This is a genomic window from Acinetobacter sedimenti (assembly GCF_022601685.1).
GTDB lineage: Bacteria > Pseudomonadota > Gammaproteobacteria > Pseudomonadales > Moraxellaceae > Acinetobacter > Acinetobacter sedimenti.
Window position 1 is genome coordinate 102,293 of sequence record NZ_JAKUML010000010.1, and the last position, 19,898, is coordinate 122,190.

General features: G+C 41.5%; 17 protein-coding genes and 1 other RNA gene. 9 read left to right on the forward strand and 9 right to left on the reverse strand.

What is annotated here, in order from left to right; all coding sequences use genetic code 11:
• The first annotated feature begins 59 nt into the window (after nt 1–59).
• From MKI79_RS07790 to MKI79_RS07800, 3 genes are all read left to right on the forward strand, one after another.
• Entirely contained in the window at nt 60–1,280 is a 1,221-nt protein-coding gene (locus tag MKI79_RS07790) for an acyl-CoA dehydrogenase family protein (RefSeq protein WP_241571716.1), read from the forward strand.
• A gap of 438 nt (nt 1,281–1,718) precedes the next feature.
• Nucleotides 1,719–4,178: an acyl-CoA dehydrogenase gene (locus MKI79_RS07795; RefSeq protein WP_241571719.1), complete on the forward strand. Its 2,460-nt coding sequence runs from the start codon at nt 1,719–1,721 to the stop codon at nt 4,176–4,178.
• 70 nt (nt 4,179–4,248) lie between these two features.
• On the forward strand, nt 4,249–4,539 hold the full coding sequence (locus MKI79_RS07800) for a DUF2218 domain-containing protein (protein ID WP_241571720.1): 291 nt from the start codon (nt 4,249–4,251) through the stop codon (nt 4,537–4,539).
• 272 nt (nt 4,540–4,811) lie between these two features.
• On the opposite strand, the gene pepP is transcribed toward MKI79_RS07800, so the two are convergent.
• Together pepP and MKI79_RS07810 are read right to left on the reverse strand one after the other, a co-directional pair.
• Nucleotides 4,812–6,134, reverse strand: coding sequence for a Xaa-Pro aminopeptidase (gene pepP / locus MKI79_RS07805; RefSeq protein ID WP_241571723.1), 1,323 nt, complete (start codon nt 6,132–6,134; stop codon nt 4,812–4,814).
• Nucleotides 6,135–6,259: 125 nt separating this feature from the next.
• Nucleotides 6,260–6,883: a UPF0149 family protein gene (locus tag MKI79_RS07810; RefSeq protein ID WP_241571724.1), complete on the reverse strand. Its 624-nt coding sequence runs from the start codon at nt 6,881–6,883 to the stop codon at nt 6,260–6,262.
• Between the two features lie 64 nt (nt 6,884–6,947).
• On the opposite strand from MKI79_RS07810, the gene MKI79_RS07815 reads away from it, so the two are divergent.
• The 3 genes from MKI79_RS07815 to ssrS all read left to right on the forward strand — a co-directional run bounded on the left by MKI79_RS07815 (nt 6,948) and on the right by ssrS (nt 8,120).
• The gene (locus MKI79_RS07815) at nt 6,948–7,520 is read left to right on the forward strand and encodes a hypothetical protein (protein ID WP_241571726.1); all 573 of its coding nucleotides are present in this window, start codon (nt 6,948–6,950) and stop codon (nt 7,518–7,520) included.
• Entirely contained in the window at nt 7,513–7,821 is a 309-nt protein-coding gene (locus MKI79_RS07820; RefSeq protein WP_241571729.1) for a cell division protein ZapA, read from the forward strand. Before MKI79_RS07815 ends, MKI79_RS07820 begins: the two co-directional genes overlap by 8 nt.
• Before the next feature lie 116 nt (nt 7,822–7,937).
• Nucleotides 7,938–8,120: non-coding RNA, 6S RNA (ssrS, locus tag MKI79_RS07825), on the forward strand.
• Between the two features lie 511 nt (nt 8,121–8,631).
• Here ssrS and MKI79_RS07830 read toward each other — a convergent pair.
• From MKI79_RS07830 to ubiH, 3 genes are all read right to left on the reverse strand, one after another.
• Nucleotides 8,632–8,895 (reverse strand): hypothetical protein, encoded by a 264-nt coding sequence (locus tag MKI79_RS07830; protein ID WP_241571731.1) that lies wholly within the window; start codon nt 8,893–8,895, stop codon nt 8,632–8,634.
• 218 nt (nt 8,896–9,113) lie between these two features.
• Nucleotides 9,114–10,370, reverse strand: a complete 1,257-nt coding sequence (locus MKI79_RS07835; RefSeq protein WP_407651598.1) for an FAD-dependent monooxygenase — start codon at nt 10,368–10,370, stop codon at nt 9,114–9,116.
• Nucleotides 10,371–10,378: 8 nt separating this feature from the next.
• On the reverse strand, nt 10,379–11,587 hold the full coding sequence (gene ubiH / locus MKI79_RS07840; RefSeq protein ID WP_241571736.1) for a 2-octaprenyl-6-methoxyphenyl hydroxylase: 1,209 nt from the start codon (nt 11,585–11,587) through the stop codon (nt 10,379–10,381).
• A 269-nt stretch (nt 11,588–11,856) separates the two neighbouring features.
• Between ubiH and MKI79_RS07845 the strand changes: the two genes are divergently transcribed.
• Both MKI79_RS07845 and trmA read left to right on the forward strand, forming a co-directional pair.
• Nucleotides 11,857–13,485, forward strand: coding sequence for a long-chain fatty acid--CoA ligase (locus tag MKI79_RS07845; RefSeq protein WP_241571738.1), 1,629 nt, complete (start codon nt 11,857–11,859; stop codon nt 13,483–13,485).
• Nucleotides 13,486–13,669: 184 nt separating this feature from the next.
• The gene (gene trmA / locus MKI79_RS07850; RefSeq protein ID WP_241571739.1) at nt 13,670–14,764 is read left to right on the forward strand and encodes a tRNA (uridine(54)-C5)-methyltransferase TrmA; all 1,095 of its coding nucleotides are present in this window, start codon (nt 13,670–13,672) and stop codon (nt 14,762–14,764) included.
• 3 nt (nt 14,765–14,767) lie between these two features.
• On the opposite strand, the gene chrA is transcribed toward trmA, so the two are convergent.
• The 3 genes from chrA to MKI79_RS07865 all read right to left on the reverse strand — a co-directional run bounded on the left by chrA (nt 14,768) and on the right by MKI79_RS07865 (nt 19,000).
• Nucleotides 14,768–15,940, reverse strand: coding sequence for a chromate efflux transporter (chrA, locus tag MKI79_RS07855; RefSeq protein WP_241571741.1), 1,173 nt, complete (start codon nt 15,938–15,940; stop codon nt 14,768–14,770).
• Nucleotides 15,941–16,089: 149 nt separating this feature from the next.
• A complete protein-coding gene (locus tag MKI79_RS07860) occupies nt 16,090–17,622 on the reverse strand; it encodes a pyridoxal phosphate-dependent decarboxylase family protein (protein ID WP_241571742.1) in 1,533 nt (510 codons plus the stop codon).
• 1 nt (nt 17,623) lies between these two features.
• A complete protein-coding gene (locus MKI79_RS07865) occupies nt 17,624–19,000 on the reverse strand; it encodes a diaminobutyrate--2-oxoglutarate transaminase (RefSeq protein WP_241571744.1) in 1,377 nt (458 codons plus the stop codon).
• A 294-nt stretch (nt 19,001–19,294) separates the two neighbouring features.
• Between MKI79_RS07865 and MKI79_RS07870 the strand changes: the two genes are divergently transcribed.
• A complete protein-coding gene (locus MKI79_RS07870) occupies nt 19,295–19,573 on the forward strand; it encodes a hypothetical protein (RefSeq protein WP_241571748.1) in 279 nt (92 codons plus the stop codon).
• A 19-nt stretch (nt 19,574–19,592) separates the two neighbouring features.
• Here the strand turns inward: MKI79_RS07870 and MKI79_RS07875 are convergent, their stop codons facing one another.
• Complete coding sequence (locus MKI79_RS07875) at nt 19,593–19,793, reverse strand: hypothetical protein (protein ID WP_241571752.1); 201 nt, start codon at nt 19,791–19,793, stop codon at nt 19,593–19,595.
• Between the last annotated feature and the right edge of the window lie 105 nt (nt 19,794–19,898).

Below are 19,898 nucleotides of genomic sequence, written 5' to 3' on the forward strand. Positions count from 1 at the left end.
CGATCGGTGAATTTAAGTCATTCAACAAAGAATTAAGGAAAATTAAGGAATAAAAGACCATGAATTTACAAAATCCAAAAAAATTCCGCATGCTCGTCAGCCAAGCGCAAGAAGTGGCACTCAACGTATTGCGCCCGATTTCACGCAAATATGACAAAGCAGAACACGCCTATCCAAAAGAACTCGACATGCTTGCATCCTTAGTTGATGGCATGAACGAAGGTGGTGAAGGCATGAATGCAGGTGCTGCAGGCGCAGGGAAACGAGGTGAAAGTAAGCAGAGCGAAAGCAACCACGAAGGTGTGCGTAACGGCACAAATATGTCTACTGCGCTCAGCATCATTGAAATGTGCTATGGCGATACAGGCTTATTACTATCCATGCCACGTCAAGGCTTAGGCAACTCTGCGATCGCTGCGGTTGCCAATGATGAGCAACTTGAACGCTTTAAAAATACGTGGGCAGCAATGGCGATTACCGAGCCAAGCTGTGGCTCGGACTCTGCTGCGATTCGCACCACAGCAACCAAAGACGGTGACCACTATATTCTAAATGGTGAAAAAATCTTTGTTACATCAGGTGACCGTGCCGATAGCGTCGTAGTTTGGGCAACTTTAGATCGTAAAGTTGGTCGTGCTGCGATCAAGTCTTTTGTGGTGGAAAAAGGCACAGCAGGCATGAAAGTTGAACGCTTAGAACATAAGCTCGGTATCAAAGCCTCTGATACAGCAGTGATTAGCTTTACCGACTGCCGTGTCCCTGCGGAAAATCTGTTGGGTAATGCCGAAGTCGATGTGGCAAAAGGCTTTGCTGGTGTTATGGAAACCTTTGACAATACACGTCCACTCGTTGCTGCAATGGCTGTTGGTTGTGCTAAAGCATCGCTAGAGCGCATCAAGCAAATCTTCAAAGATCAGCTTGATGACAGCTACAGTACGCCCTATTTGCAAACTTCAAATTTGGCGGCACAAATCTATCGCATGGAAGCCGAATGGGAGTCTGCTCGCCTGCTTACACTTAAAGCGACATGGATGGCAGATAATAAGATGCCAAACTCCAAAGAAGCATCCATCGCCAAAGCCAAAGCAGGACGTATCGGTAATGACATTACTTTGAAATGTGTCGAACTCGCTGCAAGTCTAGGCTATGGTGAAGATGAGTTGTTAGAAAAATGGGCACGTGACTCAAAGATTCTTGATATTTTCGAGGGGACTCAGCAGATTCAGCAGCTCATCATTGCTCGACGTGAGCTTGGTAAATCATCGAGTGAATTAAAATAACACTTCGATCCTGTTACAACACAAATTTAACAAATTTAGATGACGCATTTTCGAATGCGTCATTTTTTTAACTCATTGTAATATTTACTTAAAGAAACAAGACTTCATCATTTCAACTATTTACTAATATTTCATCATTGCTTTAATTGTGAAGTAAGGATGTGCTTTGCAATTCATGAGAATTTGTCATTACATTTTCAATGAATATCTTAATTTGTAATAGTGAGTTTGCAATCTTCTTCATACTTATTTTCAGGTATATCAGAAGTTTAGCTCACTTTAGAAAAATAAATTGGCAAAGCAGTCAAATCTTTCGCTCTGTAGATTATTGATTTCGCTGTTTTATTAATCTCTAGAATGTATTTCAACACTTTGACTTATGCTCATATTTTTGACGTATGGTCATGTTGCTATTCAGTCACTTTTGGAGGAGTTTCTATGGTCTTTCTTCTAAGTCTTCTTGTTATTTTATTTGCCCTGTGGGCAGTGTTCTTTTGGCAACTCTCTCGCTTTGTTGGTGCATTGATCGTCATCGGTGTCAGTATTTTGATGGCACTATGGACGCCGTGGTCGCTCCTGCTCGGCTTACCGTTGATCATTGCCAGTATCATCGTCGTGATTGATCCACTGCGTATGTCGATCATCACAAAACCTGCTTATAAAACCCTTGCTAACGCAATGCCTTCTATGAGTGTGACCGAACGTGAAGCACTGGATGCAGGGACCAGTTGGTGGGAAAAAGAGTTATTTATGGGTGCGCCCAATTGGGAAACTTTTGAGCAATATCCATTCCCACAGCTCAGTAACGAAGAACAATCTTTTATTGATAATGAAGTGGAAGAATTGTGTAACATGCTTGATGAGTGGGATATTCACCATCATCACAAAGATTTACCACCAGAAGCATGGCAATTTATCAAAGATAAAGGCTTTCTCGGCTTAATCATTCCAAAAGAATATGGCGGTAAAGAATTCACACCGTTTGCGCAAAGTCGCATCATGAGTAAAATTTCAACTCGTTCGCTTACAGCAGCGGTGAGCTGTATGGTGCCAAACTCTTTAGGACCGGGCGAGCTATTACTGCATTATGGTACGCAAGCGCAGAAAGATCGTTATCTCCCAGGCTTAGCCAATGGTACAGAGATTCCATGCTTTGGTTTGACCAGTCCAGAAGCTGGCTCGGATGCAGGTGCGATTCCTGATACAGGTGTGGTCTGCATGGGTGAGTTTGAAGGTCAGCAAGTGCTTGGTCTAAAAATGAACTTTTCTAAACGTTGGATTACCCTTGCACCGATTGCAACGGTCATTGGCGTGGCATTTAAGCTCTATGATCCAGACGGTCTGCTCGGCGATAGCAACAAGCAAGACTACGGTATTACTTGTGCCTTGATTCCATCGTCACATGACGGTGTTGAAGTCGGTCCTCGACATAATCCGGGTTCACCATTTATGAATGGTACGGTCGAGGCCAAAGATGTCTTTGTGCCACTCGACTACATTATCGGTGGTGTGGAAAATGCAGGTAAAGGCTGGCGAATGCTGATGGAGTGCTTGAGTGTGGGTCGTGGTATTTCCCTGCCTGCCTTGTCTACTGGTGCAGGTGAAATGATGTACCTTAATGTCGGTGCATTCGCTAAGATTCGTGAACAATTCAAATTATCTGTAGGTCACTTTGAAGGTGTACAAGAAGCAACTTCGGATATTGCCAGTGATGCTTACATGCTTGAAGCGTTCCGCTATATGGTGACATGTGGTCTAAATCAAGGTGGCAAGCCTGCGATGATGACTGCAATTGCAAAATACTATGCGACTGAAACTATGCGTCGAAGCATCAATCACGGTATGGACGTGGTTGGTGGTCGTGCCATTCAACTTGGACCTCGCAACTTCTTAGGGCTTGCATATCAAGCGATTCCTGTGTCGATCACAGTAGAAGGCGCAAATATCTTGAGCCGTTCATTGATGATCTTTGGTCAAGGTTCGATGCGTAGTCATCCGTATCTATTCGACGAACTACAACTTCTACAGGCGGAAAATCCTGCTACAGCCCTGCCTGAGTTTGACAAGATTTTGTATCGTCATCTTGGCTATACCTTTAATCGTGTGGCACGCTCATTTGCTTATGCCTTCACAGGCGGTAGCTATGATGCACCAACTACAGCTGATGACTTTAGCGAACCATATTACAAGTCGATCAACCGCTTAAGTGCAAACTTCGCCTTTACAGCAGATATGTGCTTAGGTTTACTTGCAGGAGATATTAAACGTAAAGAAATGCTGTCTGGGCGTTTGGCAGATATGATCTCACATCTGTTTATTGCCACGGCGATCTTGAAGTTTTATGAAAATGGGCAACGCACCGAAGCCGATCAACTACATGCACAATTGGCTTTGGACAAGAGCTTGTATCAAGTGCAAGAAGCATTCTATGGTTTGATTGATAATTTTCCAATTCGCTTACCTGCGATTTTGGTAAAATTGATTTGCTTCCCATTCGGTCGTCCATTTGAAAAACCATCGGATAAACTTAAAGGCAAGCTCGGTCAATTGATCATGACCGATAATAGCTTCCGTGATGTCCTGAAAAAACATGTGCATTACAGCCTTGATCCAGAAGATGTGACTGGTCGCATGGAAAGTACATTCCAAATGTTACTCAAGATCGAACCACTTTGGCAGAAGTTTAAACGTGCTGAAAGCAAAGGTCAGTTCAAAGGTTTAACTTTCCAAGAACATTTGGACGATGCCGTGACTCAAAGCTTTGTCACAGCCGAAGAAGCATCACAAATCGCTGAATACAACATCAAGCGTTTTGACAGTATGCTGACCGATATTTTTGATATGAAGATCGATCAAACGCTTCCATTAGACAATCCTTATATTGAAAAAGAACTTTAATTCCTTCAAAAATATGAGCCCCAAATTTCGATTTGGGACTTTTCTCATGACATGCTATCAGGAGTAACACATGACACACTCTAGTCAACTCAATATCAACACTGACAATGCCGAAATCATCATCAAAAAACTGGTCAACCATTGGCGTCACAAGATGGAAATTACCCAAGAAAATAATATTTCCACCATTCCATTTTCTGAAACTGCACATGCAACGCTAGAACATCAGCCAAATCAACTGATCGCAACATTACATACCGAACAGCAAGAAGACTTAGAAAAATTGCAAAATGTGGTACTCGATCATCTCAATCGTATGGCAAAACAAGAATTTGCAAATACGTGGCATCCTTTAACTTGATCAAACTTAAGTGTTACTTTGACTTATTTTCAATATTTTAAAGTTATTGCTTGTATTCCATGATTGACTCAGTTATAAATTGTCTAAGTCAGTGAGAAACATCTAAATTGTTTATATATTTAAATAGTTTATGCCAATTTACAATGAGTTTTCACGGTTATATGGCAGTCTAACATCAGCGCTAGACTGCTTTTTTTTGCCTGGTTTTTTTAACATAGCTTTTTTAGTTTAAAGTCTACCGTTTCGTTTGAATAACATTGATCAATAAAAGTTTAACGACTTTCTGCCATCAGATGTTCAATATCATCAATGGATTTCACTACATCTTTAGTGAGAATCAACGGCGTATCATTGGTCAGTACTACATCATCTTCGATACGAATACCGATCCCACGCCACTTCTCATCGACGCTTTCATCATCGGGCGCAATGTATAGTCCAGGCTCAACAGTGACTACCATACCTTCTTGATAAGCACGCCATTCACCATTTACTTTGTATTGCCCGACATCATGCACATCCATACCAAGCCAGTGCCCTGTGCCGTGCATAAAAAATTGATTGTACGCTTCGGTTTCGATCAGCTCATTCAGCTCACCTTTGAGTAAGCCAAGATCAACTAAACCTTCCGTAAGAATACGAAGCACTTGCTCATGAGGCAGTTTGTAATGATTACCCACTCGTGTTGCATCTATCGCAGCCAGTTGCGCAGTCAACACAACCTCATACAAGGCTTTTTGTTCCCCAGTAAATTTGCCGTTAACTGGGAAAGTACGAGTAATATCACCTGCATAGTATTGATATTCACAGCCTGCATCGATCAAGACCAAGTCGCCTGATTTGAGCATTTGATTGTTTTCGACATAATGCAAAATACAAGCGTTTGCGCCACCACCGACGATGGTATTGTAAGCAGGCACACCGCCATACTGTCCAAACACATAATGCAACTCAGCTTCCAAGGCATATTCCATCATTTCAGGTCGGACTTTTTGCATGGCACGCGTATGCGCTTCTGCGCTGATTTTCCCAGCCATTTGCATTAATGCGAGCTCATCGGCGGATTTAATCAAACGCATCTCATCGAGTAAGCCATCAAGTTGAATCAAATGCTGTGGCGCTCGATCACCTTGACGTTGTTTGAGCTGAACCGCATGACACCATTCGCCAACTCGGACATCGAACTTCTTAGTCTGACCAAAACGGACATACAATTTGTCTTTGCCAGCAAGTAGAGAAATGATTTCATCGTCCAAATCTTCAATCACAAAGGCTTGATCTGCGCCATATTGCGCTAATGCACCCTCAATCCCTGCACGATAACCATTCCAAATTTCTAAGGCACGATTACGCTCACGGCAGAATAAGGTGTAACACAGCTCGCCTTGATCATCTGTTTCCAGTACCGCTACTGCTTCAGGCTCAGCAAATCCTGTTAAATAGTAAAAACTACTGTCAGGACGATATTTATAATCTGCATCTCGATTGCGGTACATTTCCTCACGGGTAGCGATAATGGCGATGGCATTAGCGCCCATTGCTTGAGCAAGTTGCTGACGACGTGAGGCAAAAACGGATTGATCGAGACTAGACATAACATACCTTTTTTCAAAAAGTCTCCCCTGTAAGGGGAGATTTAGAGAGGTTTTCATGTAGGTATACCTTATTTCTCACTAGGAATACCTTGATAAATTAGCGTAAATTTAATTTCTATTTATATTTAACTTGGACGGTGCGGTGTAAACATTTCCACCACATTTGACGCATTTTTGCTTTGTGAGGCTTTCAAGTGTGAACCTTTGAGCAATGCAGTTTCTGCCACATCGACTTTTTTACGTCCTGTAGACAGGCTGACTGGGATTAAACGTACAAACTCATACAGCTCATTATAGCTGAGCTCGCCCTCTTCATCGTCATCTTCCGCTTCGAATTCAACTGAAGCCACATCTTGCAAATGCTCAATCCATTCGGCTTCATCACCACGAATATGTCCCGATGCAATTCCAAAACCAAGCACTACACCCGCACACCAGTCTGCCAACGCATCAACACGTTCACCGAGCAAATGCTGATCATCAGGCAACATTGGTAAATAGTCCAATTCATCATCATGTAAAGATGCAGCAATATCTTCTGCTTCATCAGTTAAAAGCTGTAAAGCCTCCGCAGATAACTCAGGCACTTGTAGACTATCGAGGATCGCTTGCCACTCTTCCAATGTCGGCGCCTGCGTTACACAAACAATACCTGTCAAGATACCGTGTAACTCACTTGGACTTGATAACTCTTCGATGCCGTTAAAAGCATCATGCCACTCATTCCAACCTGTAATATCGTCTTGCATTCGTCTTTCCAATCTCTATACTGCTAGTATATTATCGAGTAAATAGGCATTGTGCGATACCACTATGTTAGAACAATTACAGCATTTACAACAGCAAGTGCAAATTTTGGTCAAACACGTCCAAGATTTGCAGCAACAGCAAACCGATCAACAGCATATTCATGCGCAAACTGCACAAAATCTGCAACGTCAGTTAGACGATGCGCATTCAGCTTTACAACAAGCGCGAGATGAACAGCAAAATACTGCTACTGCCTTAACACAAGGCAAAGATCAGCATCAGCAACTACAAGAAGCGCATCAAACGCTATCTGACAAATATCAACGACTTGAAAATAGTTGTAATGAGCTACGCAAACGCTTTGAAGCTTTAATTACACAAAAGAATCAACTCAAAAGCGATTATGACAATTTGGGCACGCAAAATGAAAGCCTTCAGTCACAACTGAAAGAGCTTGGTCAAGTACGTGATCAACTGCACAAGAAAAATGAACAAGCACGTCAAAAGGTCGAAGCGATCATTCAGCGCCTTGCGATCTTGGGTACACCACAAGATAGCAACAGCTTGAGCATTCAAAAATTGGCGCATCCACATGCAGAACAATTAGAATTTGAGGACAGTACAGCAAATGACTGAGAATACCGCCGTCGAATTATGGCTTTTAGATAGTGTATACAAACTAGGTTGCCCTGCGAATCTACAAGATGAACTGCGTAGCGCAGGCGATTTGCTAGAGCAAAAGTTCAAAGGGATGCGTAGCGCCAATCCACGTATGGACAATCAAAAAGTCGCAGTCATGGTTTCATTACAATTAATGCAAGAAGTGATCGAGATGAACAAATCGTTACAACAATACAGTCAGTGTGAGAATGCGCTTGCTGATATGGTCGATGCGTTGGATCAACAAATCACGCAAATTCAAGCAACTAATGGCTAATTCAGTGATATTTAATTAGCCCTTGATTGTGTTAATTGCTTAGCAATTAAGCGACAAATGGGTGAAATCACTGATATGGTGTTTGTACATTGATTTAATCAAGCGTTATAATAAAGCCAACTCTGGGATGTACGCCAACGGGTCTATTCCCCTGAGCCGATATCATTACTTATGGATATGTTCTGTATGGTTTGGGTGTATGTCTACCTTGAGTAGAAAACCGAAAAATGATACGTCATCTCCACCTTGAACTTTAGGGTTCAAGGGTAACGACTAGTAGCGGCATCTTCGGAGTTATTTTTATCAACTCAATATAAATACTTACAATATCTCGAAAATATTAAATACAAGTATATATAAAAAGTCTGATTATTAGTTTATATATTGATTACCCTTTGCTAAATCACTCTGGTGGTCACGTTAAAATCAAAACTTATTTCAATCCATTACCCTATACTTTCGTAATAAAGAATTAGAAAGCATGATAAGTTCAGATCTTTTATATTCTATAGGCTTCTATATTTCTATTATAGGAACTTTACTATAAATGATTAGGACAGGTGCATTTTTTCAGCAGACCACAAAACATGCTAAAAATGAAACTATATGAGTTTTCTATTTTCCTCTTTGGTTTTTTATTAACTTTAATAAGTTATTTAATTTAATAACAAACTAACCTTGATGATATCACTCAGCAATCTTATAAAACATTAAAGGTAAAAACAAACAATATCTAAAACAAAAAACTCGACCGAAGTCGAGTTAAACGTTGCCATGAATACAATTTACAGTGAATGGAACGCAAAGATATTAATCATGTGCTGATTCATCAGGTGGCACTTCAGTGATGCGTCCGCCCTGTGCTAGAAAGCGAGCCAATTCATCTTCAAGTGATTCACGCGCTTTTTGACGTGCTGTGACTGATAAGCTTTCTGCTTCTTCACGCTCTGCATCTGTGGTATGCCCAGAGCCTTCACCATCGCCATCATCTGCACCACTTTCCGCAGATTTACTTTCTTCTTCATCGACGCCTTCGTTCAAATCGTCGTCATCATAATCAATCTTGTCACTCATGCTCACCACCTCCACAACATCATCTACACGTTGCGATTTTTTCTATCGCTTTGAATTGATCTATTAAGGCGAAATGTAGCAATCAATTCTGTATCCGCCTAGCCCCCTGACTGTTAAAAATGGTGAAAATATCATCGAAAAATTCAATTTTTATCGCACTTTTGATCAATTGATTGAATTTTAATAATTTTGAGCGATGACATAATACAGAATGCTTTTTAAAGTGCGTATTGGGTATCTTTTAATGCAGGCGCACCACTGGCTTGCGTATTGAAAAAATCTACCGCATTTTGCTGATTTGCGACAAAGTGCACTGCTTCATTACGTACCCATTGTAGTGGTCGAAGTTGTGTGGTGTTAATCCAACCTAACGCCGACATGCTGTGCATCATCAAGCTGTTGTGCAGGCGACGTTGATGCTCATACTTACGCAGTGTTTGAATATGCGCCCATGCGCCACGCTTGTGGTCTTTAATCAACTGATCGACCAATACCGCCGCATCCAAACAGCCTAAGTTCACACCCTGTCCTGCCAATGGGTGAATCACATGCGCCGCATCACCGACCAATGCCACGCCATCTGTCACATAGCTTTGCGCTTGACGAGCAACCAATGGAAAGCTCGCTCGTGAAACCACTTCTTGTACCTCACCGAGCATATAGTGACTGGCTTGACTGACTTTTTTCGCAAAATCCTGATCGCTTAATTCACGGTATTCATCAGCATAATCCGTCGGTAATGTCCAAACGATGGATTGCCAATGTCCTTGTTGTTCCGTATCTAAACTTTTCATGGGTAAAAATGCCAAAGGACCTGTATCTAAGAAAATTTGTCTTGCCACATGTTGATGCTTTTTTTCGGTACGAATGGCACAACTAATCGCCGTTTGTTTATAATCCAAACGATCCAGCAAAATCCCAACTTGATCTCGTACAAAGGAGTTTGCGCCATCTGCACCAATGATTAAATCTGTAGTGAGCACGTCACCATCTGCTAAAGTCACTTGCCAATGTTGTGGTATTTTCTCTAGTCGAGTGACTTTGACTTTGGTACGATAATCTTGAACTTTCTGCTGTAATTCTGTTTGTAAAGCGAGATTGAGAATACTTGGCTCAACCATGATACCGAGCCAATCATGAGGCATCGGCGATATAATAGAGGCTTGCCCAAAGTGAATCTCACCATGTCCATCACGGTGCCACACTTGCATGCCACTATAGGGCTGATAACGCTGAAATTTTTTAAAATGTTGCCATGCGCCCGCTTGCTCCATCAAGTGCATTGATGCTTGATTCAGTGCTAAAACGCGTGGATTAGTTTGGCTGAGCACTTTATTCGCATCAAGCAATGGTGAGGCATCCAATACGGTAGCTTGAATGCCTGCTTTAGCAAGTAGCAAAGCAGTCAATCCACCGACCAACCCACCACCAATGATAATCACGCTATGGTGCTTGTTTTGATGTGTTTTGTGCATTTCCTTACTCATGCTTTTAACCCCATGGCAAAGGTCGCCACCATCGGCTTGACACCCGGAATCAAATCAAATGCGAGCAAGCCTGTGTTACGTGCAATTTTTAAAATCGGATTGTGATTGCTAAAACCACGCACTACTTTGTCACAAAAGAAAATTACTTTCTTTTGATCACTGAGGCGTGCTTGCTCATAAGATTTCAGCATCTCATGATCACCCAAATCCAAACCATGCTGTTGTTGATGTGCAAGATAGCGACATAACACAAATGCATCTCGTAGACACAAGTTAAAGCCTTGCCCTGCCACAGGATGAATGGTATGCGCCGCATTCCCCATCAGCACCACACGACCTGAAATCTGCTGATGCGCAAGCACTTGGGATAATGGATAACTAAAACGCTTCCCTGTTTTTTCAAATTTACCTGCTCGATCGCCATAAGTTTGCTGTAGCGCATCTAAGAAATGTTGATCATTTTCCTCGCCAAGCCATTCTTGCTCCGTGCCTTTTTTCACAGGCCAGACGACGGAACGACGATAATCCCCATGCAAAGGCAACAGCGCCAAAGGTCCTAGAGGGCTGAATCGCTCAAAGCCTACTTGCTGATGTGGCTTAGAGGTTTGCACGGTTGTGACGATTGCGACTTGATCATAATCATGTACATCCACACCAATACCCAAAGCCTGACGGCAAAATGAATCTCGACCATCAGCGGCAATGACTAATTGGCTTTGTAGCTGAATTTCATGGTTATCTTTTAATGCTGTGATTGATACCTTATTTTTATCTTGTGATAACTGAGTCACTTGCACGCCATCAATCAATTCAATAAAAGCATTCTTTTGCACACTTTGCAGAAGCACACGCCCAAGCCACGCATTCTCAATGACTTGCCCAAAACTTTCGACTTTTTCTTCGGTATTGACCAGTTTCGCTTTGCCAAAACTACCCTGTTCGGAGATATGCACCTGATGAATTGGCGTGGCGTATTGTTGTAATGTTTCCCACAATCCCAATTCTTGATAAATCTCTACACTACGCCGAGATAATGCGGTATTGCGTGCATCAAAACTCGAATGATATGGCGTTTCACCGCCTTGCGCTTGATAATCAGGATATTTGATCGCTTCCAGCAAAGTCACTTTGAGTTCAAGTTTTGCCAACATCAGTGCAAGGCTGAGTCCGACCATGCCTCCACCAACAATGATGATTGCTTGCATCTGTTTATCCTTAGTTTATTCAATGATTTAATCTATAGCATCTCAAGCTAAGCATAACTGAAATTACACAGTGACTAAAGCGATAATCCGCATAAATTCGTTATCAATCGGTAGCATCATTTGACTAAATAAAAATGTGCGTTTGTCGCAAACTGATGAATTAACTTTGAAAGATTTGCACATGATTTTGGAAGTTTTTGCCTATTGTCACTACTTCGCTTCTCATGCAAAGTAAATGTTCAAAATAGCAGACCTACAAGGAAGTCGATATGTTTGGACAAATGATGAGTCGCCCATTAGTGATTAGCAGTCTGATTGACCATGCAGCACAATACCACGGCGATACACAGATCATTTCCAAAGAAGTCAGTGGTGAATTTACCACCACCAACTGGAGCAATGTTTCTAAAAATGCCAAACGCCTTGCCAATGCACTCAGCCAATACAATTTGCAAATTGGTGATCGCTTGGCGACCATCGCATGGAATAATTATCGTCATCTCGAAACATGGTATGCGGTATCTTGTAGTGGCTATGTGTGCCATACCATCAACCCTCGTCTTTTCCCCGAACAATTAGTATTTATTATCAATGATGCAAAAGATAAAGCATTATTTTTTGATGTGACATTTTTGCCATTAATTACTGCGATTAAAGATAAAATTCCAACGGTTGAGAAGTTTATTTGTTTGGGTGGTAAAGATGAAAAAGTTCTCGCCGCCTTGCCTGATGTATTATTTTTCGACGATTTGATTGCATCGAATCATGATGAATTTGAATGGCCAGAACTTGATGAAAATGCAGCGAGTTCACTCTGTTACACTTCTGGGACTACAGGTAATCCCAAAGGTGTATTGTATAGCCACCGCTCAACATTACTGCATGCTTTTGGTATTGCATTGCCTGACTCGCTGAACCTTTCTGCAAAAGATGTCGTGCTCCCTGTGGTACCAATGTTCCATGTTAATGCGTGGGGAATTCCATATGCTACAGCGATGACAGGCAGCAGCTTAGTCCTTCCCGGTCCAAATCTTGACGGCGATAGCTTAGTCAGCTTGATTGATGATTATAAAGTCACTGTTGCACTTGGTGTACCAACCATTTGGCAAGGCTTACTTGCTGCAGCGGCTAAACGTGATACCACGCTAAAAAGTATGAATCGTAATGTAGTTGGCGGAGCAGCATGCCCACCTGCGATTATCAAAATGTTTAAAGATAAATATCAATGCGAAACGATTCATGCTTGGGGGATGACGGAAACCAGTCCACTTGGAACAGCGAATCAGACTAAAGCGAAGCATAAAGATTTATCCGCTGAGCAATTGGAAAAACTCCGCTTATCACAAGGTCGCCCTGTGTTTGGTGTAGAGCTTCGTATTGTCGATCCTGATGCCAACAATCAAGCATTGCCACATGATGGAACGACGCAAGGTAATCTTCATATTCGTGGACATTGGATTGTTTCGGAATACTTTAATAAAGGAACTTCAGCGCTTACAGCAGATGGTTGGTTCGATACAGGTGATGTCGCAACGATTGACCCAGACGGCTTCTTAGTCATTCGTGACCGATCTAAAGATTTGATCAAATCAGGTGGTGAATGGATTTCTTCTGTTGAACTTGAAGGGATCGCCATGAGTCATCCTGAAATTCGCATGGCAGCAGCGATTGCCGCCAAGCATCCAAAATGGGACGAACGCCCTGTCTTAGTTGCCATCAAAGAAGAAGATAGCAACATTGATGAAGAAGCGGTAAAAGCTTACTATCAAGGCAAAATTGCCGATTGGCAGATTCCAGACCGTGTGATCTTCGTCGATGCGATTCCAATCAACGGTACTGGGAAAATGGTCAAATCAGAACTGCGTGACCAATATGGTGATGTGCTACTCGGAGCATAACCAAATCTAAAATCACTCAAAATCTAAAAAGAAGTGGCGTAAGTCACTTCTTTTTTATACACCAGTTTTTGAATCACTCTATGCCTTAATAAGTGCAAACAACCAATTTTGAAAAATGATTTTTCATGTGTATGTGTAATTTGCTACTATGAACAGCCCCATTCACTAGACTTGTCAGATTCTTATGCAACTCGATTATCAGCAACAACTCGAATTTAAAGTACAACACTTGCTTGCGCAGTTTACTGAATTTGACATGCCTGAAATCGAAGTCTTCGAATCACCTGAAAGTCACTATCGTATGCGTGCCGAGTTTCGCATTTGGCATACCGATGAAGATCTGTTTTATGCCATGTTTGAACGTGATGAGGAAGGTAAAAAACAAGTCATTCGCATTGATGATTTTCCAACGGCAACCCAGTCGATTAACGATCTCATGCCGATTTTATTGGCAGAAGTGAAAGCTAATCCGCTACTTTCAGAGCGCTTATTTGAAATCGACTTTTTGGCATCGAAGCATGGGGAAATGCTCGTTTCGATGATCTATCACCGACAGTTAAATGAAGCATGGACTGCAATTGCAAAAACATTACAAGAAAAATTAAATATTAAAATCATTGGTCGTAGTCGTGGGCAGAAAATTGTTTTAGCAGATGACTTTGTCATTGAAAAACTCATGGTGAATGGTCGTGAATTTACCTATAAACAAATAGAAAATGGCTTTACTCAGCCTAATGCCATAGTTTGTGAAAAAATGCTATCTTGGGCATGTGATGTCGCACAAGAAAATCAAACAGACTCAAAGACTGATCTATTAGAACTCTATTGTGGGAATGGTAATTTTACCTTGCCATTGTCATTACATTTCCGAAAAGTGCTTGCAACAGAACTCGCCAAAAGCTCCGTCTATGCCGCCAAATGGAACATGGCTGAAAATCAAATTGAAAATATTCAGATCGCTCGCCTCTCCGCAGAAGAGTTTACCGAAGCCTATCAAGGAAAACGTGAATTTCGTCGGTTAAAAGAAGAAAATATTGAACTGAGTAATTATCAATTTGATACGGTTTTTGTTGATCCACCACGAGCAGGTATTGATGACGACACATTAGCTTTAATCGCACAATTCCCACAAATTATTTATATCTCCTGCAATCCTGAAACACTGTATGATAATTTACAAGTATTGAGTGAAACACATGACATCAAACGCTTTGCGATGTTTGATCAGTTCCCATTTACTCATCATGTCGAATCAGGCGTGCTCTTAGTCAAAAAGTAATTTTTAAATGACTGCGGACATGATGTACGCATAACTTAAACTGGCTAACATCAAGCCCCAAATCGGCAAACGTCCTGTATAAAAAATTGCAAAAGCAATGATCAGGAAAATACCGTCGGCGATTGAATCGACTCCTTTGGGCAACATATTTTGAACTAACATCAAAATCAGCAAGGCAATCACCCCTGCACTAATCCCCTGAAACATAGCGCGTAAATATTTATTTTTTGATAAATAACTCGTCATCGGCAATGCGCCAATTAAAACTAATGCTGCAGGTAGAAATATTGCAAGAACCGTAAATAATGCAGCAAACAAACTTATTGATGGAAAAGCTGTCGCACCGAGAAATGCACTAAAATTAAATAGTGGTCCTGGTAAAGTCTGAATCACCCCATAACCCGTCATAAACTGATCTTGACCGACAAAGTTTTGATGAACGATGCTTTGCTCTAAAAGCGGCAAAACCACATGTCCACCGCCAAATACCAATGCGCTGGCTTGATAAATTTCGTAAAAGAAATTGGCAGGTTGGTCGGCTGACACAAATAATGGTGTAAATATTAAAATTCCGAAAAATGCACTAAGACAAATCAGCGCCGTTCGTTTCGATACTGGAAAATCGAGTTGTGCTAATGCCGAATAAGATTGTTGATAAAACAAAAGCAAGCCAAGCAACGCAGCAATTAAAATGAGAAATAACTGATTTAACTCAGCAAACATCAAGCCAATCACTGTCAAAATAATCACAATTACGTAATGCAGTTTGGTTTTACAGATTTGCCGACTCATCATCACAACCGCATGAGCAACGATCACCACGATTGCAAGTAATAAGCCTTTTAAAATCATGGTATTGGATAGCCACGAAAATTGACTCAAACTGATGGCAAGTAAATACATTAAAATCGCACCTGGCAAAGTAAAGCCAAGCCAAGAGGCAAGTGCACCAAGATATCCTGCCCGATACAGTCCTAACCCCATGCCGACTTGGCTACTACTTGGGCCTGGTAAAAACTGACACAGCGCCACCAATTGCAGATATTGTTCTGCGCTCATCCAAGCTTTTTGATCAATAATTTTTGTTTGAAACAGTGCAATATGCGCTGCAGGACCGCCAAAAGAAATGCAACCCAAATAGAAAAATAATCGAAATATTGAAAATGGTGTGTCCATATACTTGTGCGATTTTGATCAAACCAGTTAACTTAAAGCATATATATGACATTGCGATGAATAAGCAATCTTTAAACTTAGTCAGGGCTTAAACTCGCATTAAAAAAGACCGCCGAAGCGATCTCATTAGATTATAGATTTTTCATCAATCAATCGATTGCAGGTGTATAACGCCCAAAGGCAATATCATCTTTAATACGATCAGATTCTGCTAAAACCATATCTAGCAAATGCTTGACATTATCCAGTGTCGCTACAGGACTGAGTGTAGTCATCTTGAGGGATTGATTCAGACCGACTTTGGTCACACCAATGTTCGCCTCGCCACGAGCAAATAGTTCATCTGCAACGTTTTGATTTAAACTATTCAAATATTGCGCAGAATAGCCCTTCGGTACGACACGGAATAACACCGATGCAAACTGTGGCTCAACCAATAGCTCTAAACCATCCGTCGCCTTGATATAGTCAGCAACTTCACGTGTCAGTTTCACACCATGATCAATCATTGAACCATAAAGCTCTTCACCCAATGCCTCAATCGTCATCCACAATTTCAACGCATCAAAACGACGTGTGGTTTGCAACGACTTCGATACCAGATTCGGCACACCATGCTCTTCATCATAAGCAGAGTTGAGATACTCCGCTTCATAATGCATAAAGCGATAGTTAGCTTCATCTTTAAGTAAGAACGCACCACAGCTGATACTCTGAAAATAATGCTTATGGAAATCCAATGTGATCGAATCTGACAATTCAATACCGTCTAACATCGAACGGAATTCATTAGATAAAACCAATGCACCGCCCCAAGCCGCATCGATGTGCATCCATGCGCCATACTTATTGGTAATGTCACGGATTTGCTTGAGTGGATCAATCGCCCCTGCATCGGTTGTACCCGCAGTTGCGACCACACATGCTACGATTTTGCCTTCTGACTGGAGCAATGCCATCGTTTTTTCTAGTGCATCGACATCCATCTGCGCTTTATCATTGACAGGTACAGTCACGACCGACTGAAAGCCCATGCCCATCATCGCCATGTTCTTTTGCACAGAGAAATGTGCATTTTCAGAACAGATCACTTTGACGTTTTTCATCGCTTCATTCGGCACGCCATCACGCTGAACAGACCACGGCTTGCCATGTTCGTCTTGCCAGTTTTTAGCAATGCACCAGTCACGCGCAAGCAATACACCCATCAAGTTTGACTGCGTACCACCAGAGGTAAACACACCTGCTTGACCTGCACCATAACCAACTTTTTGACGTAGCCAATCAATCAGTTGCACTTCCATCAATGAACCCGCAGGACTTTGATCCCATGAGTCCATGGATTGATTGGTCGCATTAATCAAGACTTCAGCGATCTGACTGGTCACCATGGTTGGGCAATGCAGATGCGCCAATGAATGCGGATGATGTACTTTTAAACTTTTATTGAGGAAAAGTTCAACCATACGTTGCAATGACGCTTGCACGCCCAAACCTTCTTTTGAAGGATTAAAGGCAATGGCACTGCGAAGCTCTTTGATGCTACCGCCAGTGTACATTTTGTCATTTTGCAACCATGTCGCAACCGCTTTGGTTGCTTGCTCCATTGCCGACTCATAGTCAGCAATAGATTGCGCATCGTTACATAGCAAAGCACGGCGATGTTCTGCGAAGTCCACCATATTATGCGCCTCGAACTGTAACTAAAGCTTCTGAAACGGCTTTCTTAAAGCGCTTAACAACTTCTTCACATTCTTCACGGGTGATGATCAATGGACAAAGTAGACGAATGACTGTACCGCCACGACCACCTTTTTCAAGCATCAATTTATTTTCAAAACAAGCACGTTGGATTTCAGCCGCAAGCTGTGAATCCGCAGGATACGCACCTAAATGATTTGGCGCTTGACGCTCATCGACGATCTCGATACCAATCATCAAACCACGACCACGCACATGACCAATACACGGTAATTCTTGCTGTAATTTTTTCATTTCAGCTTGTAGATAATCACCTTGAGTTTGTGCATTTTCAGCCAGTTTTTCAGACTTAATGGTGTTGAGTGTCGCAAGACCTGTACCCATCGCCATTTGGTTGCCACGGAAAGTCCCCGTATGACCAGCAGGTTGCCATGAATCAAACTTACGCTTAATCGCAAGTACCGCAAGTGGCAAGCTACCACCAACAGCTTTTGACATTACGATCACATCAGGTTCAATGCCTGCATGTTCAAAGGCAAACATTTTACCTGAACGTGCAAAGCCTGCTTGGACTTCATCCAAGATCAATACGATATTGTGTTTTTCAGTCACTTCACGGATTTTTTGCAACCATTTAGTTGGTGCAATCACAACACCGCCTTCACCCTGAATCGCTTCTAAGATGACCGCAGCAGGACGAGTGACACCACTTTCTACATCTTGAATAAAATCTTCAAAATAATGCGTCAAGGCATCAACACCGGCCTCGCCACCAAGACCAAGTGGACAACGGTATTCATGCGGATACGGCATAAACTGTACACCTGGCATCAGGTTATTGACCGCATTTTTTGCGCTCAAGTTACCTGTCATTGCCAATGCACCATGCGTCATACCGTGATAACCACCAGAGAAGCTGATGACTGTGCCACGACCTGTATAGGTTTTTGCCAGTTTAATCGCTGCTTCAGTCGCATCTGCGCCCGCAGGACCACAGAACTGTAGGCAATATTCTTCTTGACCACCTGGCATATGAGCGAGCAATGCTTCTGTAAAGGCATCTTTCAGCGGTGTAGTTAAATCAAGGGTATGCAATGGCAAGCCACTTGCGATAGTTTCTTGAATACTTTGGATGACCGCAGGATGGTTATGACCTAAGGCCAAAGTCCCTGCACCAGCTAGACAGTCAAGGTACTCATTGCCCTCGACATCAGTGACCCAACAGCCTTTTGCTTTCGCAATTGCCAAAGGTAATTTTCTAGGATAACTACGAACATTTGATTCCATCTGACTTTGGCGAGTCAAATAATATTCATTAGTTTTGGCAGTAGTTTGTGGATCGTTTGCAGATACGCTCATATCGGATTACCATCTCAGATAAGGGTGTAAGAAATATAAGTTATTATTCAACAACTTATTCCAAGTAGCTAGTTTAGGATTCGTCGTAATTGACGTGCTGTCCTAGGACGCCGATCATACCGATTTTTTATAGAAAAAAAATACTTTTTTGATCATGTTTGCATAAAAAATGAAGCCTTATCATCTTCATGCAAGGCTGAACTGATAGTCTAACAATGATTAGATGAAAATAAATGACAATATGGAAAAATATACAAAAAAATACGCAATCTCATCTCTTGGGCGATCAATGACTTGCCTTATTTAAAAAACTTTACTGGACATTTACTTTTTATAGTATTTTGGGAAAACATAGATACGTATAACTACGATCACAACTTTAATTTAATGTATACAGAAAACAAATCTAATAAAATGTTAAATACAGTATTTAAAGATTACCAATTTGACGAATGTGGCAATTGGGTGGAGAGAAAAACTAAAAGTGAAACAGAAACCAAATACAGCATTCAAAAAATTGATATCACCTACTACGAACCATGTAAAAAAGCCATAATTATCGCTATGGCTTAATCTAGTTCACTTAACAAAGTTAAATGTATTCCCAAAGCTTATGTTGATCGTCAAATTTAAGTATGAAAGTTTGATTATTATCATCTTGAACGACAACATGATCATTCGAAATCATTACCACCTTTAGCAACGTGCCTTCTTCATAATGAATATCTTCATACCCTTCCTTAGATAGTGTTAAGGCATCCTTAAGTACAATGACTTGATTAGGCTGTTTCATTACATCCTCCCATACAGTTATTTTGTTAGGGTCTAGATAACTTTACCACAAATCAAAAGGTGCTAAAGTTACGCTATGACTGGGTTAAACAAGTATTGTAAGCAT

Bases quoted from the DNA above. Each gene is read 5' to 3' on its own strand.
- MKI79_RS07835 (WP_407651598.1), bottom strand. From the start codon at position 10,370: ATGCACAAAACACATCAAAACAAGCACCATAGCGTGATTATCATTGGT.
- MKI79_RS07865 (WP_241571744.1), bottom strand. From the start codon at position 19,000: ATGAGCGTATCTGCAAACGATCCACAAACTACTGCCAAAACTAATGAA.
- chrA (WP_241571741.1), bottom strand. From the start codon at position 15,940: ATGGACACACCATTTTCAATATTTCGATTATTTTTCTATTTGGGTTGC.
- MKI79_RS07845 (WP_241571738.1), top strand. From the start codon at position 11,857: ATGTTTGGACAAATGATGAGTCGCCCATTAGTGATTAGCAGTCTGATT.
- MKI79_RS07830 (WP_241571731.1), bottom strand. From the start codon at position 8,895: ATGAGTGACAAGATTGATTATGATGACGACGATTTGAACGAAGGCGTC.
- MKI79_RS07860 (WP_241571742.1), bottom strand. From the start codon at position 17,622: ATGGTGGACTTCGCAGAACATCGCCGTGCTTTGCTATGTAACGATGCG.
- MKI79_RS07820 (WP_241571729.1), top strand. From the start codon at position 7,513: ATGACTGAGAATACCGCCGTCGAATTATGGCTTTTAGATAGTGTATAC.
- MKI79_RS07795 (WP_241571719.1), top strand. From the start codon at position 1,719: ATGGTCTTTCTTCTAAGTCTTCTTGTTATTTTATTTGCCCTGTGGGCA.
- trmA (WP_241571739.1), top strand. From the start codon at position 13,670: ATGCAACTCGATTATCAGCAACAACTCGAATTTAAAGTACAACACTTG.
- MKI79_RS07815 (WP_241571726.1), top strand. From the start codon at position 6,948: ATGTTAGAACAATTACAGCATTTACAACAGCAAGTGCAAATTTTGGTC.
- MKI79_RS07790 (WP_241571716.1), top strand. From the start codon at position 60: ATGAATTTACAAAATCCAAAAAAATTCCGCATGCTCGTCAGCCAAGCG.
- MKI79_RS07800 (WP_241571720.1), top strand. From the start codon at position 4,249: ATGACACACTCTAGTCAACTCAATATCAACACTGACAATGCCGAAATC.
- ubiH (WP_241571736.1), bottom strand. From the start codon at position 11,587: ATGCAAGCAATCATCATTGTTGGTGGAGGCATGGTCGGACTCAGCCTT.
- pepP (WP_241571723.1), bottom strand. From the start codon at position 6,134: ATGTCTAGTCTCGATCAATCCGTTTTTGCCTCACGTCGTCAGCAACTT.
- MKI79_RS07875 (WP_241571752.1), bottom strand. From the start codon at position 19,793: ATGAAACAGCCTAATCAAGTCATTGTACTTAAGGATGCCTTAACACTA.
- MKI79_RS07810 (WP_241571724.1), bottom strand. From the start codon at position 6,883: ATGCAAGACGATATTACAGGTTGGAATGAGTGGCATGATGCTTTTAAC.